The sequence below is a fragment of the Actinomadura gamaensis genome (assembly GCF_042652125.1).
Lineage (GTDB): Bacteria > Actinomycetota > Actinomycetes > Streptosporangiales > Streptosporangiaceae > Spirillospora > Spirillospora gamaensis.
Map to the genome: position 1 here is coordinate 112,602 of NZ_JBHSIT010000005.1, position 14,135 is coordinate 126,736.

At 74.6% G+C, this 14,135-nt stretch carries 13 protein-coding genes; 8 read left to right on the forward strand and 5 right to left on the reverse strand.

Annotated elements, in window-relative coordinates; genetic code table 11:
* Positions 1-58: 58 nt before the first annotated feature.
* Entirely contained in the window at positions 59-1,984 is a 1,926-nt protein-coding gene (locus tag ACFPCY_RS18260; protein WP_378256647.1) for a Xaa-Pro dipeptidyl-peptidase, read from the reverse strand.
* Positions 1,985-2,264: 280 nt separating this feature from the next.
* Here ACFPCY_RS18260 and ACFPCY_RS18265 point away from each other — a divergent pair, with 280 nt between their 5' ends.
* Positions 2,265-4,178, forward strand: coding sequence for an ABC transporter ATP-binding protein (locus ACFPCY_RS18265; protein ID WP_378257506.1), 1,914 nt, complete (start codon positions 2,265-2,267; stop codon positions 4,176-4,178).
* A gap of 68 nt (positions 4,179-4,246) precedes the next feature.
* On the opposite strand, the gene ACFPCY_RS18270 is transcribed toward ACFPCY_RS18265, so the two are convergent.
* Entirely contained in the window at positions 4,247-4,741 is a 495-nt protein-coding gene (locus ACFPCY_RS18270; RefSeq protein ID WP_378256649.1) for a hypothetical protein, read from the reverse strand.
* Between the two features lie 22 nt (positions 4,742-4,763).
* Here ACFPCY_RS18270 and ACFPCY_RS18275 point away from each other — a divergent pair, with 22 nt between their 5' ends.
* Together ACFPCY_RS18275 and ACFPCY_RS18280 are read left to right on the forward strand one after the other, a co-directional pair.
* The gene (locus tag ACFPCY_RS18275) at positions 4,764-4,997 is read left to right on the forward strand and encodes a hypothetical protein (protein ID WP_378256651.1); all 234 of its coding nucleotides are present in this window, start codon (positions 4,764-4,766) and stop codon (positions 4,995-4,997) included.
* A 188-nt stretch (positions 4,998-5,185) separates the two neighbouring features.
* On the forward strand, positions 5,186-5,338 hold the full coding sequence (locus tag ACFPCY_RS18280; RefSeq protein ID WP_378256653.1) for a hypothetical protein: 153 nt from the start codon (positions 5,186-5,188) through the stop codon (positions 5,336-5,338).
* Positions 5,339-5,373: 35 nt separating this feature from the next.
* On the opposite strand, the gene ACFPCY_RS18285 is transcribed toward ACFPCY_RS18280, so the two are convergent.
* Positions 5,374-6,351 (reverse strand): sulfotransferase, encoded by a 978-nt coding sequence (locus tag ACFPCY_RS18285; RefSeq protein WP_378256655.1) that lies wholly within the window; start codon positions 6,349-6,351, stop codon positions 5,374-5,376.
* 165 nt (positions 6,352-6,516) lie between these two features.
* On the opposite strand from ACFPCY_RS18285, the gene ACFPCY_RS18290 reads away from it, so the two are divergent.
* From ACFPCY_RS18290 to ACFPCY_RS18305, 4 genes are all read left to right on the forward strand, one after another.
* The gene (locus ACFPCY_RS18290) at positions 6,517-7,404 is read left to right on the forward strand and encodes an SIR2 family NAD-dependent protein deacylase (protein ID WP_378256657.1); all 888 of its coding nucleotides are present in this window, start codon (positions 6,517-6,519) and stop codon (positions 7,402-7,404) included.
* Positions 7,405-7,620: 216 nt separating this feature from the next.
* Positions 7,621-8,538: a S66 peptidase family protein gene (locus tag ACFPCY_RS18295; RefSeq protein ID WP_378256659.1), complete on the forward strand. Its 918-nt coding sequence runs from the start codon at positions 7,621-7,623 to the stop codon at positions 8,536-8,538.
* Positions 8,535-9,443 carry a DUF1444 domain-containing protein gene (locus tag ACFPCY_RS18300; protein ID WP_378256661.1) on the forward strand — a complete coding sequence of 303 codons (909 nt, stop codon included), beginning with the start codon at positions 8,535-8,537 and terminating at the stop codon, positions 9,441-9,443. Before ACFPCY_RS18295 ends, ACFPCY_RS18300 begins: the two co-directional genes overlap by 4 nt.
* A 143-nt stretch (positions 9,444-9,586) precedes the next feature.
* Complete coding sequence (locus ACFPCY_RS18305) at positions 9,587-11,269, forward strand: alkaline phosphatase D family protein (RefSeq protein ID WP_378256662.1); 1,683 nt, start codon at positions 9,587-9,589, stop codon at positions 11,267-11,269.
* A 37-nt stretch (positions 11,270-11,306) separates the two neighbouring features.
* Here ACFPCY_RS18305 and yczE read toward each other — a convergent pair whose 3' ends face one another.
* Positions 11,307-11,966: a membrane protein YczE gene (yczE, locus tag ACFPCY_RS18310; protein WP_378256663.1), complete on the reverse strand. Its 660-nt coding sequence runs from the start codon at positions 11,964-11,966 to the stop codon at positions 11,307-11,309.
* A gap of 62 nt (positions 11,967-12,028) precedes the next feature.
* On the opposite strand from yczE, the gene yczR reads away from it, so the two are divergent.
* A complete protein-coding gene (gene yczR, locus ACFPCY_RS18315; RefSeq protein WP_378256665.1) occupies positions 12,029-13,528 on the forward strand; it encodes a MocR-like transcription factor YczR in 1,500 nt (499 codons plus the stop codon).
* Positions 13,529-13,614: 86 nt separating this feature from the next.
* On the opposite strand, the gene ACFPCY_RS18320 is transcribed toward yczR, so the two are convergent.
* On the reverse strand, positions 13,615-14,049 hold the full coding sequence (locus ACFPCY_RS18320; RefSeq protein ID WP_378256666.1) for a CBS domain-containing protein: 435 nt from the start codon (positions 14,047-14,049) through the stop codon (positions 13,615-13,617).
* Between the last annotated feature and the right edge of the window lie 86 nt (positions 14,050-14,135).

Sequence of the window (14,135 nt, forward strand, 5' to 3'; positions counted from 1 at the left end):
TCTCCCCTAACCCGGGATTCCGGAAGGCTATCGCCTTCGGAAATTCCAGAGTTTCGGGCTATTTGAGCGCCGCATCTCCGCCCGGCGCGACCGGCAGCCACACCCGGCTCACGCCGGGCTGGACCGCGACCGTCGTGCCCGCCGGGTAGCGGAGCGTGTAGTCGTAGTCGGTGGACAGGACGATCACGCCGAGCCGGTGGCCGGCCTTGACCGTGTAGTCGGTCGGCTGCATGTCCCAGCGGAAGGTGTAGGTCTTGCCGGGCTTCAGCGGCTCGCTGCGGCTGATCGAGGTGCGGTTGCGGGCGTCCAGCCAGCCGCGCGTAATGATCTTGTAAGGCGCCGTCTGGGTGGCGAGCTCCTGCCGGAACGTGCAGCCGTCGTCGCCGGGCACGCCCTGGCCGTAGCAGACCTTGTCGGTCGTGGTGATCCGGTCGCCCGTCGGCCGCGTGTCGGTGCCGTAGTCGACCAGCAGCGCGGTCAGGAACGGCGACTGGCCGCTCAGCGACGCCCGGATGTCGGCCTTCGCGATGCCGTCCAGCCGCAGCGGCCTGCTGAGCGGACCCGTGAGGTAGGCCAGCCGGTTCGGGTCGGCCTTGTCCTCCCCGACGAGAAGCTGCTCGGCCGTGCGGGTGCGGCCCGCGTCCACGAACGACTGCGCCGCGCCCGGACGGGGCAGCGGCGACAGCACGCCCGGCTGGCCGCCCGAACCGCCGGACCCGGCGTTCAGGCTGATCGGCACCGTGCGGGTGCCGGGCAGCGGCCAGTCTTTGGCGGTCTCCCACGAGCCGTCCGGACGCTCGATGTCCACCTTCGGCTCGTTCTCGATGCCGTTGCGGATGCCGTACAGGTACCGGTCGAACCAGTGGTGCGTCTGCCGCAGCCACTCGTCGATCCGCCAGCGGAACGGCGTGGCGTGGTTGGCCTGGTGCAGCCACAGCTTGCGCGGCACGCCCGCCTGCTTCAGGGCGTTCCACCACCGGACCGACTGCTCGGTCTTGACGTTCCAGTCGTTCAGGCCGTGCACCACCATCACGGCCGCCCTGACCTTCCGGGCGTCCTTGACGTAGTTCCGCTCGTCCCAGAAGCGGCTGTAGTCGCCGGTCTCCCGGTCCTGGCGGGCCTCGATGTCGTCGATGACCTTCTTGCAGACCTCGGGGTCCTTCCGGGTCAGGACGGCCTTGGCGAGCACGTCGAGGTCCTCGCCCTGGAACCCGCCCGGAGCGATCACCCCGCCGTTGTCGCGGTAGTAGTCGTACCAGTTGGAGATGCCCGCGATCGGGACGATCGCCTTCAGGCCCTCCACGCCGGTCGCGGCGGCCATGTTCGGCAGCGTCCCGTCGTAGGACTGGCCGATCATGCCGACGTTGCCGGTGGACCAGTCCGCCTTCACCGGCGTGCCGTCCGGCGCCCAGCCGCGCGCCCGGCCGTTCAGCCAGTCCACCGCGGCCTTCGCGCCCGCCTGCTCGTTGCGCGCGCCGGACGTCGGGCAGCCGGTCGAGCCGCCGGTGCCGAGGCTGTCCAGGTCGGCGACGGCGTAACCGCGGGGCAGGAAGTAGTTGTCGTAGTAGCCGGGGAAGATCTCCGCGAGGTTCCGCTGGAACCGCGTCGTGGCGAGGCCGCGGACGCCGCCGATGTCGACCGGGTGGTTCGGGACGTCCAGGATGCCCGCCCAGTACGGGCTGGGCTCCATGATCGTCGGTACCCGGAGACCCTGGTCGGTCTCCTTCGGCCGCATGATCCGCAGCTGGACGGTGTCCCGCTTCCCGTCGTGGTCGCTGTCCACCGCCGTCTCGATGTTGACCGTCTGGGTCACCGCGTCCGCGCGCGAGAAGACCGGCTGGGTCTCGCCGCCCCGGACCTGGATCGACGGCTTGCCGCTCGGGCCGGACGGGCGGTCGGGCGTCGCGGCGCCGGCGTCCGGCGCGAGCGCGGTGAGCGTCGCGACCGCGACGGCGGCCGCGCCCGCCGTGATGAAACGCTTCATGGGGGCTCCTGGGGGAGTAGAGCCTGGTTGTGACTGAAATGTCACATGGGAGTGAACCCCACAAGATCGCATTTGGGAAGGGCCGGGCGTCCCCTCCGGCCCGGAGCGCCGGAGCGCCGGAGCGGCTCGGAGGCACCGCTCGGGAAGCCGGGGCTGCTTCCGGGCGTTGTGCTCGATGCGAACTGAGATGCTTACTTGATTACGTTCGCTTGGCGGCGCCGCCCTGGAGCGGCGTCCGGCGGGATGTGCGCGCGAGGAGCCTTGGAGGGGCCGTATGGGAATGCCCGGGATGCCGGGGAACGGGTGGCAGGTCATGGCCTCGTTCCGGCGGGACAGCTCGGTCACCCAGAAGAAGCTGGCGAAGGGGACCGTGAAGCGGATCTCCGGGTACGCGCGGCCCTACATCCGCGAGCTGGTGCTGTTCCTGGCGCTGAACGCGCTCGGCGCGGTGATCGTGGTGGCGAACCCGCTGCTGCTGAAGGGCATCATCGACCGCGGCATCATCCCGCACGAGCAGGGCGTCGTGGTGGCGCTGGCGGCGACCGTCGCGGGCCTCGCGCTGCTGGAGGCGGTGCTCGGGCTCGCGCAGCGCTGGTACTCGGCGAAGATCGGCGAGGGGCTGATCTACGACCTGCGGACGCAGGTGTTCGGGCACGTCCAGCGGCAGCCCGTCGCCTTCTTCATGCGGGCCCAGACCGGCTCGCTGATCAGCCGCCTGAACAGCGACGTGATCGGCGCGCAGCGGGCCCTCACCACCACCCTGTCGTCGGTGGTGTCCAACGTGATCAGCCTGGTCCTGGTCCTGGTCACGATGCTGGTGCTGTCCTGGCAGGTCACCCTGATCGCGCTGCTGCTGCTCCCGATCTTCGTGCTGCCCGCCAAGTGGGTCGGCAAGCGCCTGCAGGCCGTCAGCCGCGAGCAGATGCAGCTGGACGCCGAGATGAGCTCGCTGATGACCGAGCGGTTCAACGTCGCCGGGGCGATGCTCGCCAAGCTGTACGGCCGTCCCGCCGAGGAGGAGGAGACCTTCGCCGGACGGGCCGCCCGCGTCCGGGACATCGGCGTTGTCTCGGCCATGTACGGCCGGGTGTTCTTCACCGCGCTGACCCTGGTGGCGGCGCTCGCGACCGCGATGGTCTACGGCGTCGGCGGCTTCCTGGTCGTGGACGGCCAGTTCCAGCTCGGCACGCTGGTCGCGCTCGCGACCCTGCTGACCCGCATGTACGGGCCGCTGACCGCGCTGTCCAACGTCCACGTGGACGTGATGACCGCGCTGGTCAGCTTCGACCGCGTCTTCGAGGTGCTCGACCTCAAGCCGCTCATCGACGACAAGCCGGACGCCGAGCCGCTGGAGATCGACCGGGACGAGGCTCCCGCGATCCGCTTCGACCACGTCTCGTTCCGCTATCCGTCCGCCGAGGAGGTCTCGCTGGCCTCGCTGGAGTCGATCGCCCGCAGCGACACCGCGCCCGGCCGGGACGTGCTGTTCGACGTCGACTTCACCGCCGCGCCGGGGCAGCTCGTCGCGCTGGTCGGGCCGTCCGGGGCGGGCAAGTCCACGATCACCCACCTCGTGTCGCGGCTGTACGACGTGTCCGGCGGCGCGGTGCGGATCGGCGGGCAGGACGTCCGCGACGTCACGCTCGACTCGCTGCGCGCCCAGGTGGGGGTCGTCAGCCAGGACGCGCACCTGTTCCACGACTCCATCCGCGAGAACATGCGCTACGCCGCCCCGGACGCCACCGACGAGCAGATCGTCGCTGCCCTGGAGGCCGCGCAGGTAGGCGAGCTGATCGCGGACATGCCGGACGGCCTGGACACCGTCGTCGGCGACCGCGGCTACCGCCTGTCCGGCGGCGAGAAGCAGCGCCTCGCGATCGCGCGGCTGCTGCTCAAGGCGCCCTCGGTGGTCGTCCTGGACGAGGCGACCGCGCACCTGGACTCGGAGTCGGAGGCGGCCGTGCAGCGCGCGCTGGCGACCGCGCTCGCGGGCCGGACGTCCCTGGTGATCGCGCACCGGCTCTCCACGATCCGCGAGGCCGACCAGATCCTCGTGGTGGACGGCGGCCGCATCGTCGAGCGCGGACGGCACGACGAGCTGCTGGCCGAAGGCGGCCTCTACGCCGAGCTCTACCGCACCCAGTTCGCCCGCCAGGAGTCCCGCGACGGGACCCCCGCGCTGGCCGCCGACTGACCGTCCCGCCCGACCCCGCTGACGGGGCGGCGCCATCGCGTTACGTACAGTGATCTGTTGTCAAAGCGTCACGACAACGGGGGGCACGCGATGACGAGGATGCGCACGGCGGGGGCCGTGCTGACGCTGGCGGCCGTGGCTCTGGCGGGCTCGGCGTGCGGCGGGGACGGCAAGAACGCGGTGAAGTCCGGGGCCAGCGGCGCGATCTCCAGCGGCGCGGGGAAGGTCTCCAAATGGGCCGCGAGCGCCACGTCCAAGGCGTCGGGGACGTCGTCGGGCGGCTCGTCGCCGTCGATGTCGCCTTCGACGTCCCAGTCGATGTCGTCGTCGATGTCGCCGTCGGCGTCGGGGTCGTCCGGTGGCGGGAACGCGACGCGCGGGCTGACCGGCGTGGCCGCGCAGCAGGCGTCCGTCCGGGTGGGGAGCGCCTGCTCGGACGTCGGCTCGGTGGCCCGGTCGTCCGACGGCGAGCCCGCCACCTGCAACAGGAGCCACGGCGGGAGGGAAGGGCGCTGGACGGCGGCCACGAAGGGCGCCGCGCCGGCGGTCACCGGCTCGGTCAAGGTCGGCGACGCCTGCTCGGACGTGGGCGCGATCGACCAGACCGAGGACCGCAAGGAGGCCGCCTGCGTCAAGCCGGAGGGCGAGAGCCGCGCCCGCTGGGGCGAGGCGCGGACCGGCACGGTGAGCGTGCCCGGTGCCGTCCGTCCCGGGGCGTACTGCGCGCCGCAGGAGGCGAAGGGCAAGACCGCGCAGGGCGCGGCCTACACCTGCGCCAAGGCGTCCGGCGGCGGGAAGGCGCGCTGGCAGCAGCAGTGAGCGCGCGGCCGGGGCGCCGACCGGCGGATCCCGGCACGGTCGCGTTGCCCGGATTTCCGGAATTTCGGACGTACCGGGTGTCGGTGCGGTTTCCTGGTCTTCCCTTCGGTGCGCCGGTACGGCAACCCGGCGGCCACGTCCGCGCGTCACAGTGGGAGTCGGAGCCCGCGAGGTCCGAGGAGATGATCATGCGCGCAGCGATCCGTCCGGAACGGCTCGTCCGCAGCGGCACCGGCCGGGTCACCGTGCTGCTGGTGGGGCTCGGCGCGGCCGGCGTGGCGATCGGCTGGCTCGGCCCCGAGCTGCGCCGCGACGCCCGCCGCGCCGGTACCGGCCGCTGAGCCGGGATCGGGCCGGTCGCTGAGGCGGGACCGGATCAGTCGCCGAGCCGGTAGCCGAGCCGGCCGAGCTCGTTGCCCGCGACCCGCTCCACCTGCGCGACCTGGCGCGGGGTGAGCCGGTCGCGCCAGATCCCGACGCGCCGCTCGGGCGCGGACGGGTCGGCGGGCTCCCCCGGCCGGACGAGCCCGGCGAGCACGCCCGGCGACAGCGGCGTGCCGAGGTACTCCGAGACGTCCCGGGCGACCCGTCCGGGGCTGGCGGCCAGGTCCTCGAAGCGGACGGTGAACAGCTGGTCCTCGGGGGTCTGGGCGCGCAGCCGCGCGGACAGCCGCACCGAGCCGCGCCAGCGCAGCGCGCACTTCACCGCGAGGGCCGCGTCCGGCCAGCGCCGCCGCTCGCCGAGGTCCTCGACGCCGAGGAACGGGTTCGGGAACACCTCGTCCAGGTTCGACAGGCCCGGCCGGAACCAGCCGAGGCAGCCGTCGTCGGCGAGCATCTCGGCGACCACGTCCCGGCCGTCCCTGATCACCTGGACGAGCTGGGCGTCGGGGAAGGCGTCCAGCAGCACGTCCGCGCTGTAGAGCAGGTCGGGCGTGGCGTCGGCGAACCGCTCCACGCCGCGCGGCTCGACGCACGGCTCCTCCGCCGGACGGCCCGGCGCGGCGGGCGGCCCCGCGGCGGCGCGCGGCGGCGCGGGCGGCAGGCCCGCCAGCGCCCGGCACTCGCCGGAGCAGGCCAGGCAGCCGCCGGGCGTGATCTGCCAGGCCTCGGCGTAGGCGTCGCGCAGCACCCGCGCGGCCCCGACGCCGCTGCCGGTCGCGATCGACGGCCGCCGCGCGTAGGCGTAGACGAGGCGCAGCACGCTCGGGCGGCCCGCCGTCAGGTGGAACCCGGCGGACCGCTTGACGGCGCGGGCGAGCACGTCCGCGCCGGAGTGGGGGGATCCCAGCAGGAAGACGGGACGGCGGACCTTGGTCCCGTTGATCACCAGGATGTGCGGCGTCGACCTCATACGTACCCCCAGTCTGACATCCCGCGGCCGCGGGCCGGGCCGCCACGCCGTCCCGACCTCAGCGTTTCGCCCGGTGGGAGGATTCTCGCGCCCCCGGGGCGGGCGGCGGGACGGCCGGGTCCGCGGGCGGTCGGAAGCACGGCGGTCCGGCCCTACGCTGGGGGCATGGCAGCAGCACCCCCCGAGCGCCGGCCCGACGGCGCGGCGCGCGCCGCGGCGCTGATGTCCGCCGCCCGGCGGATCACCGCGCTGACCGGCGCCGGGATCAGCACCGACAGCGGAATCCCGGATTTCCGGGGCCCGCAGGGCGTCTGGACGAAGGACCCGGCCGCCGCCGCGATGTCCACCATCGGGGCCTACATCTCCGACCCGGAGGTGCGCCGCCGCGCCTGGCGGCACCGGCTCGCCCACCCGGCCTGGGGCGCCGGGCCCAACCGCGGGCACGCCGCGCTCGTCGAGCTGGAGCGCGCCGGACGGCTGCACGGCCTGGTCACCCAGAACATCGACGGCCTGCACCAGGCGGCCGGGTCCGACCCGGCGCTGGTGCTGGAGATCCACGGCACCATGCGGGAGGCCGAGTGCCTGTCCTGCGGCCTGCGCACCCCGATGCCGGAGGTGCTCGCGCGGGTCGAGGCCGGCGAGGAGGACCCGCCCTGCCCCGAGTGCGGCGGCATCCAGAAGTCGGCGACGATCTCGTTCGGGCAGGCGCTGCGCCAGGACGTCCTGGACGCCTCGGTCGCCGCCGCCCGGTCCTGCGACCTGATGCTGGCGGTGGGCACCTCGCTGACCGTCCACCCGGCCGCCGGGCTGTGCGACGAGGCGGTGGAGAACGGCGCCCGGCTGGTGATCGTGAACGCCGAGCCGACGCCGTACGACCCGATGGCGGACGCGATCGTCCGCGACCCCATCGGCGAGGCTCTGCCGCGCCTGGTCGCCGCAGCCCTCGCCACCCCGCCGCGCGCCACCCCGCCGGGCGCCACCCCGCCCGCCGGTCCGTCCGGCGGCGGGCCGGACGCCCGGCCCGGGGAGGCGCCGGACGGTCCGCCCGGCTGAGCGGCGGCTTCGCGGGCGCCCGGTCATGAACCGTTGGCACGTCGTGACCACGCGCCCCTTCCATCGGAGGACATCTCCTGACAAGCTCTAGGGATCGCGGTGCGAGGAGGGAACGGGTTGAGCAGCGGGGGCGCTCGCGAGACGGAGCGGGACGGCTGTGACGGCCTGCCTGACTCCCGGCCCCGCAGGCACGTCAGGCTCCGTCCGGGGGACCGGGTGGCGGTCATCGCCCCCAGCGGCCCGGTGGATCCGGACCGCCTCGCGGCCGGGACGGCGCTGCTGCGCGGGATGGGCCTGGACGTGGCCCTCGGCAAGCACGTCCTCGACCAGGTCGGCCTGGACGGGGGCCGTCCGGCCCGGAGTGACTGGTACCGGCTCGCCGGCACCGACGCCGACCGCGCCGCCGACCTCACCGACGCCTGGTGCGACCCGTCCGTCCGGGCCGTGTTCTGCGCGCGGGGCGGCTACGGCGCGACGCGCCTGCTCGACCACCTCGACTGGACGGCCCTGGCCGCCGCGACCGGCCCGGAGCCGAAGATCCTGCACGGCTCCAGCGACGTCACCGCGCTGCACGCCGCGTTCGGCGCGCGCCTCGGCGTCACCACGTCCTTCGGCCCCATGGTCGCCTCCCAGATCATCGCCTCGCCGGACCCGGCCGAGGACGGCGCGCAGGCGCTGGCGGGGCTGCGCTCCGCGCTGTTCGGGAGTGGAACGATCGAAGTGCCCGGAACGTCGGTTATCCGCGCCGGGCGCGCCGAGGGACCGCTGACCGGCGGCACGCTCGCGCTGCTGACCGCGCTGCTCGGCACCCCGCACGCCCCGCCCCCCGCCGCCGGGAAGATCGTCTTCCTGGAGGACGTCACCGAGGAGCCCTACCGGATCGACCGCATGCTCACCCAGCTGTTGCAGTCCGGCTGGCTGGACGGCGCGGCCGGTGTCGCGCTCGGCTCCTTCCACGACTGCGGCGACCCCGCCGAGGCGCTGGCCGTGCTGGCGGCCCGCCTCGCCCCGCTGGGCGTGCCGGTGCTGGCGGGGCTGCCCGCCGGGCACGGCCCGCGCCAGCTCACCCTCGAACTCGGCGCGCCGGCCGTCCTCGACACCGGCGCCCGCCACCTCCTCGGAGGTACCGGATGACCGGACGGCACGCCCGGCCCGACCCCGCGGCCGACGGCACGCTCGACTCGCTGGTGGTGCTGGTCGCCGAGAGCCTCGGCTACGCCTGCCGCGCGGTGGCCGGCGACGTGATCCTGCTGGAGGGCCCGACCCGGCTGCACGTCGGGATGCGGGACCTGCGGCAGATCGCCCGGCTCGTCCCGCGCGACGACTGGCCCGCGCTGGTGTCCGACCACATCACCACGCTCACCACGGCGCTGGAGGAACCGCTCGACCTGTCGGACTTCGACCTCGCCCAGCACCTGCTGCGGACCCGGCTCTACCAGAGCGAGGCCGACATCGGCGGGCTCGCCGCCCGGCCGTTCGCGCCGGGCCTGCTGGAGGCCGTGGTCGTCGACACCCCGACCGCCGTGCGGACGGTCACCACGCAGGAGGCGGCCGGCTGGCCGGTCTCCGGCGACGCCCTGTTCATGCTGGGCCGCGCCAACGTCCGCGCGGACGGCCCGCTGCGGCTGGACGAGCACGACCTCGGCCGCGTCCGGGTGGCGGTGCTGTCCGGCTGGACGGCCTACACCGCGACCCACCTGGCCTGGCTGGAGGAGTACCTCCACATCGGCTCGCACGGCGCGCTGGTGACCGTCCCGAACCGGAGCCTGGTGGTCGTCCACCCGCTGCTGTCGTCCGACCCGTCCCCGCGCAACCGGTACCGGTCCGCCGCGACCGCCGCGCACGAGCTGCACTCGCACGCCCGGCACGCCTACGAGGAGGGCCCGGGCTCGCTCAGCCCGCACGTCTACTGGTGGCGCGCGGGCAGGATGGCCCGCCTCGACCTCCGCTACCAGGACGACGCGGTCGTCCTGCCCGAGGAGTTCGCCGCCGTGGTCGTCGGCTCGGCGTCCCGCAGCGAGCGCGCCGAACCCCTCTGACCTCCGGACGCTTCGGGGACGGGCTGCGCCACGCCCTGCTCAAGGGCGGACCGGACGGGCTGGACCACGCCCGGCTCAAAGGATGATCAAGGGAGGCGCGGTCGCGTGCCGGCCGGAGATCGCGCGGCTACGGTCCCGTTCCTGTGCCGACCCCGTACGATCCTGGCCGCCGGACGTTCCTGAGCGCGGCGGGGCTCGTCCTCGCCGCGCCCGCGCTGGCGACGCCCGCGCTCGCCGCGTCCGCGCCGGCCACGCCCGCGCCCGCGCCGGCCCGGACGCGCCGGGGCGGCAGCGCGCCCGGCAATCCGTTCACGCTGGGCGTGGCGTCCGGCGACCCGGCCGAGGACGGCGTCGTCCTCTGGACGCGCCTGGCGCCCGACCCGCTGAACGACGATCCGGAGCGGCCCGGCGGGATGCCGTCCGAGCCGCGCCCGGTCGAGTGGCAGGTCGCGGAGGACTCGGGTTTCGCCCGGATCGTCCGGTCCGGGACGGCGACGGCCACGCCCGAGCTCGCGCACTCGGTCCACGTCGAGGTCGGCGGGCTGCGGCCGGGACGGGAGTACTTCTACCGGTTCCGCGCGATGGGGGAGCTCAGCCCGGCCGGCCGCACCCGGACGGCCCCGGCGGGCGACCCGTCCCGGCTGGACCTCGCCGTCGTCTCGTGCCAGCAGTTCGAGCACGGCTACTACACCGTGTACCGGCACCTCGCCGACGACCCGCCGCAGGCGATCGTCCACCTCGGCGACTACATCTACGAGGCCGGCGGCGAGCCGCGCGCGCGGCGGCACACCACGCCCGACCCGGTGGACCTGGCGGGTTACCGGCTGCGGCACGCCCAGTACCGGACCGACCCCGACCTCCAGGCCGCGCACGCCGCCGCGCCGTGGATCGTGACCTGGGACGACCACGAGGTGGTCAACAACTACTCGGGGGACGAGGCGCGCGGCATGACGCGCGAGGAGTTCGCGGAGCGCCGCGCCGGCGCCTACAAGGCGTACTACGAGCACATGCCGCTGCGGGCGTCCGCCGCGCCGTCCGGGACGGGCATGCGACTGTACCGGCGGCTCGCGTTCGGGAGGCTCGCCGACCTGTTCGTCCTGGACACGCGCCAGTACCGGATCGCGAACCCGCCCGACGCGGACCTGACGCCCGAGCCCGAGGCCAACGACCGGCTCGCCGGCGACCGGCTGGATCCGCGCCGCTCGATGCTGGGTGACGAGCAGGAGCGCTGGCTGCTGGACGGCCTGTCCGGGGGCTCGGGGCGGTGGCGGCTGGTCGCGCAGCAGGTCGTCCTCGCGCAGCGGAACCTGGCCGCGCCGGGCCGTCCGGAGAAGTTCCGGCTGGACACCTGGGACGGCTTCCCGGTGGCCCGGGCACGCCTGCTGCGCGCCATCGCCGAGCGGAACGTGCCGAACCTGGTGGTGCTCACCGGGGACGCGCACACCGCGATCGCCGCCGACCTGAAGGCGGACTTCGGCGACCCGGCGTCCGGCACGCTCGGCTCGGAGCTGGTCGCCACCTCGGTGACGTCCCGCGGCGACGGCGGCGACCTGCGGCGGGACGGCGACGCGGTGCTCGCCGCGAACCCGCACATCCGGTTCTGGAACGACCTGCGCGGCCACACGCGCTGCACGATCACGCCGGACGCGCTCCGGGCCGAGTTCCGGGTCGTCCCCTACGTGCACGAGCCGGGCGCGCCCGAGCACGTCCGCGCGGTGTTCCGCGTGACGGCCGGACGGCCCGGCCTGGAGAAGCTGTCCGACACCCCGCTGCCGGACGTCCCCAGCGTGGACCCCGCCACCACGAGCGACGGCATCGAGGGCTGACCCCGCCTCCGCGGCGTGCGCCTCGGCCGGAGTCGGCTCAGGCGGTGACGGGCTCGGGTTCGACGGGGTCGGCGGCCTGCCCGGGCCGTTCGGAGCGGGCGCGGTCGGGGAGCTTGATCGCGAGGGCCGGGACCGTCCAGTGGCAGATCGGGCCGATCAGCACCGCGTACAGGACGGTCCCGAGGCCGACCGTGCCGCCGAGCAGCCAGCCCACCAGCAGGACGGTCAGCTCGATCCCGGTCCGGGCGACCCGGATCGGGACGCCCTTGGCGGCGAGGCCGGTCATCAGGCCGTCGCGCGGGCCCGGTCCGTGGCCCGCGCCGATGTAGCAGCCGGTGGCGAAGCCGCCGACCAGGATCGCGGCGATCAGGTAGCCCCAGCGCAGGGCGAGGCCGTCGGGGTGGGGCAGGATCCACAGGCCGAGGTCGGCGAAGACCCCGACGAGCACCACGTTGCTGATCGTCCCGAGGCCGGGCCGCTGCCGCAGCGGGATCCAGCCGAGCATGACCACGGCGCCGGCGATGATGATCCAGGTGCCGAGGGACAGCCCGAACCGGCGGGCGAGGCCCTGGTGGAACACGTCCCACGGGTCGTTGCCCAGGGCCGAGGCCACCTGGAGCGAGATTCCGAAGCCGTAGAGGGCCAGTCCGGCGTAGAGCTGGAGGAGTCGGCGAAACATCAGGGCCAGTCCGTTCATGTCAGCCAATGCTGGTGCAAGTGGCCTGGCGATTGTAGGGCCAATGTGCGAAAGTGGCCTTCATGAGCGGTACGCGGTACGTGAGTGGACTGCAACTGGCCCGGCTCCTCGGCGACGTGCCGCGCGAACGGCCCCTCTACGCGGGGCTCGCGCGGGCGGTGCGCGGCCTCGTCCAGGACGGGCGGCTCGCGCTGCGCACCCGGCTGCCCGCCGAACGGGACCTCGCCTCGGCGCTCGGCGTCAGCCGCACCACGGTGACCGCCGCCTACGACCGGCTGCGCGCCGAGGGCTACGTGGAGAGCAGGCAGGGCGCGGGAAGCTGGACGACCCTGCCGGCCGACGGCTCGACCGCGCTGCCCAGGCCCGGCGCCGGGCCCGGTCCCGGCCTCGGCGCGTCCGGCGGAGTGGTGGCCCGGTACGGGATGGCGCACGCGCCCGACTCCGGGGCCGGGTTCATCGACCTCGGCTGCGCCGCGCCGACCGTCCCGTCGATTTTCCACCAAGCGGTGCAGAACGCGGTCGCGGCGCTGCCCCGGCACTACGGCGGACCCGGCTACGAGCCCGCCGGGCTCGGCGAGCTGCGCGAGGTGATCGCCGACGGGTACGCGGCGCGCGGCGTCCCCACCCACGCCGACCAGATCATCGTGACGAACGGCGCGCAGCACGCCCTCGCCATGCTGGCCGAGATGTTCCTGACGCCCGGCGACGGCGTGCTGGTCGAGCGGCCCACCTACCCGAACGCGCTGGACGCGCTGCGCCGCCGGGGCGCCCGGCTCGTCCCGGTCGGCGTCGGCGCGGGCTGGGACCTGGAGCTGCTCGGCCAGGCGATGCGGCAGGCCGCCGTCCGGCTCGGCTACCTCATCCCCGACTTCCAGAACCCCACCGGCCACCTGATGGGCGACGCCGACCGCGCCGCGCTCGTCGCCGCCGCCCGCTCGGCCGACGCGCTCCTCGTGGTGGACGAGACGTTCGCGGGGCTCGCCCTCGACCCCGGCGCCCCCGAGCCCGTCCCGGTCGCCGCGCACGACCGGGACGGGAGAGTGATCAGCATCGGCTCGGTGTCCAAGCTGGCGTGGGGCGGGCTGCGGATCGGCTGGATCCGGGCCAGCGCCCCGGTCGCCCGGCGGATCACGCTGGCCCGCGAGTCGATGGACATGGCCAGCCCGGTGCTGGACCAGATGATCGTCCGGGAGCTGCTGCTGCGCGCCGGGGAGCTGCGCGCCGAACGGGTCGCCGCGCTGGCCGCGAGCCGGGACGCGCTGGTCGAGGCCCTGCACGAGCGGCTGCCCGACTGGACGTTCCAGGTCCCGGCCGGCGGCATGTCGCTGTGGGTGAGCGTCGGCGGCCCGGTCGCGGCGCGGTTCGCCGAGGTCGCCGCGCGGCGCGGCGTCCGGGTGGTCGCCGGGCCGGTGTTCGGCGCGGACGGCGTCCTGGAGGACCGGCTGCGCCTGCCGTTCGTGCTGCCGCCCGCGACGCTGCGCGAGGCGGTCGAGCGGCTCGCCCTGGCCCGCGAGGACCTCCGCGACGCCCCGCCCGTCCGCCCCGTCCAGGTCCTGGTCTAGAACCCGCCCCGCCCTGGCCCGGAACGCGTGCCGGTTCGGGCTGGGACGCGGGCCGGGCTGGGAGGACGGTTTCGAGGGCGGCCGGGTCAGGGGGCGCGCTGGATGTAGTCGACCAGGTGCTCGCGCTCGCTCTCCAGCGTGTCGATGGCGCTCTTGACGACGTCGCCGATGCTGACGATGCCCGTCAGGCGGCCGTCCTCGACGACCGGGACGTGCCGGATGCGATGCTCGGTCATCGTCTGCCGGAGGTCCTCGACGGACGCGTCCGGCGCGACGGTGCGCACCCGCTCGGTCATGATCTCCGAGACCGGCCGGCCGAGCAGGTCGGCGCCGTGCTCGTGCAGGCGGCGCACGACGTCGCGCTCGGACGCGATGCCGGCGATGCTCGTGCCGTCCGGCGACACGACCACCGCGCCGATGTTGTGCCGGGCCAGGACCGCCAGCAGCTCGCGCACGGTGGCGCCGGGCTCGACGGTGGCCACCGTGCTGCCTTTCCTTCGCAGGATGTCGCGAATGCGCATCTCACACGCTCCGGGGGTTCGGTGCAGGGTTGCGGTGAGGGTCATCTGCCAAGGTCGCACGCCCGGCGCGCGCAGGAAACCCCTGA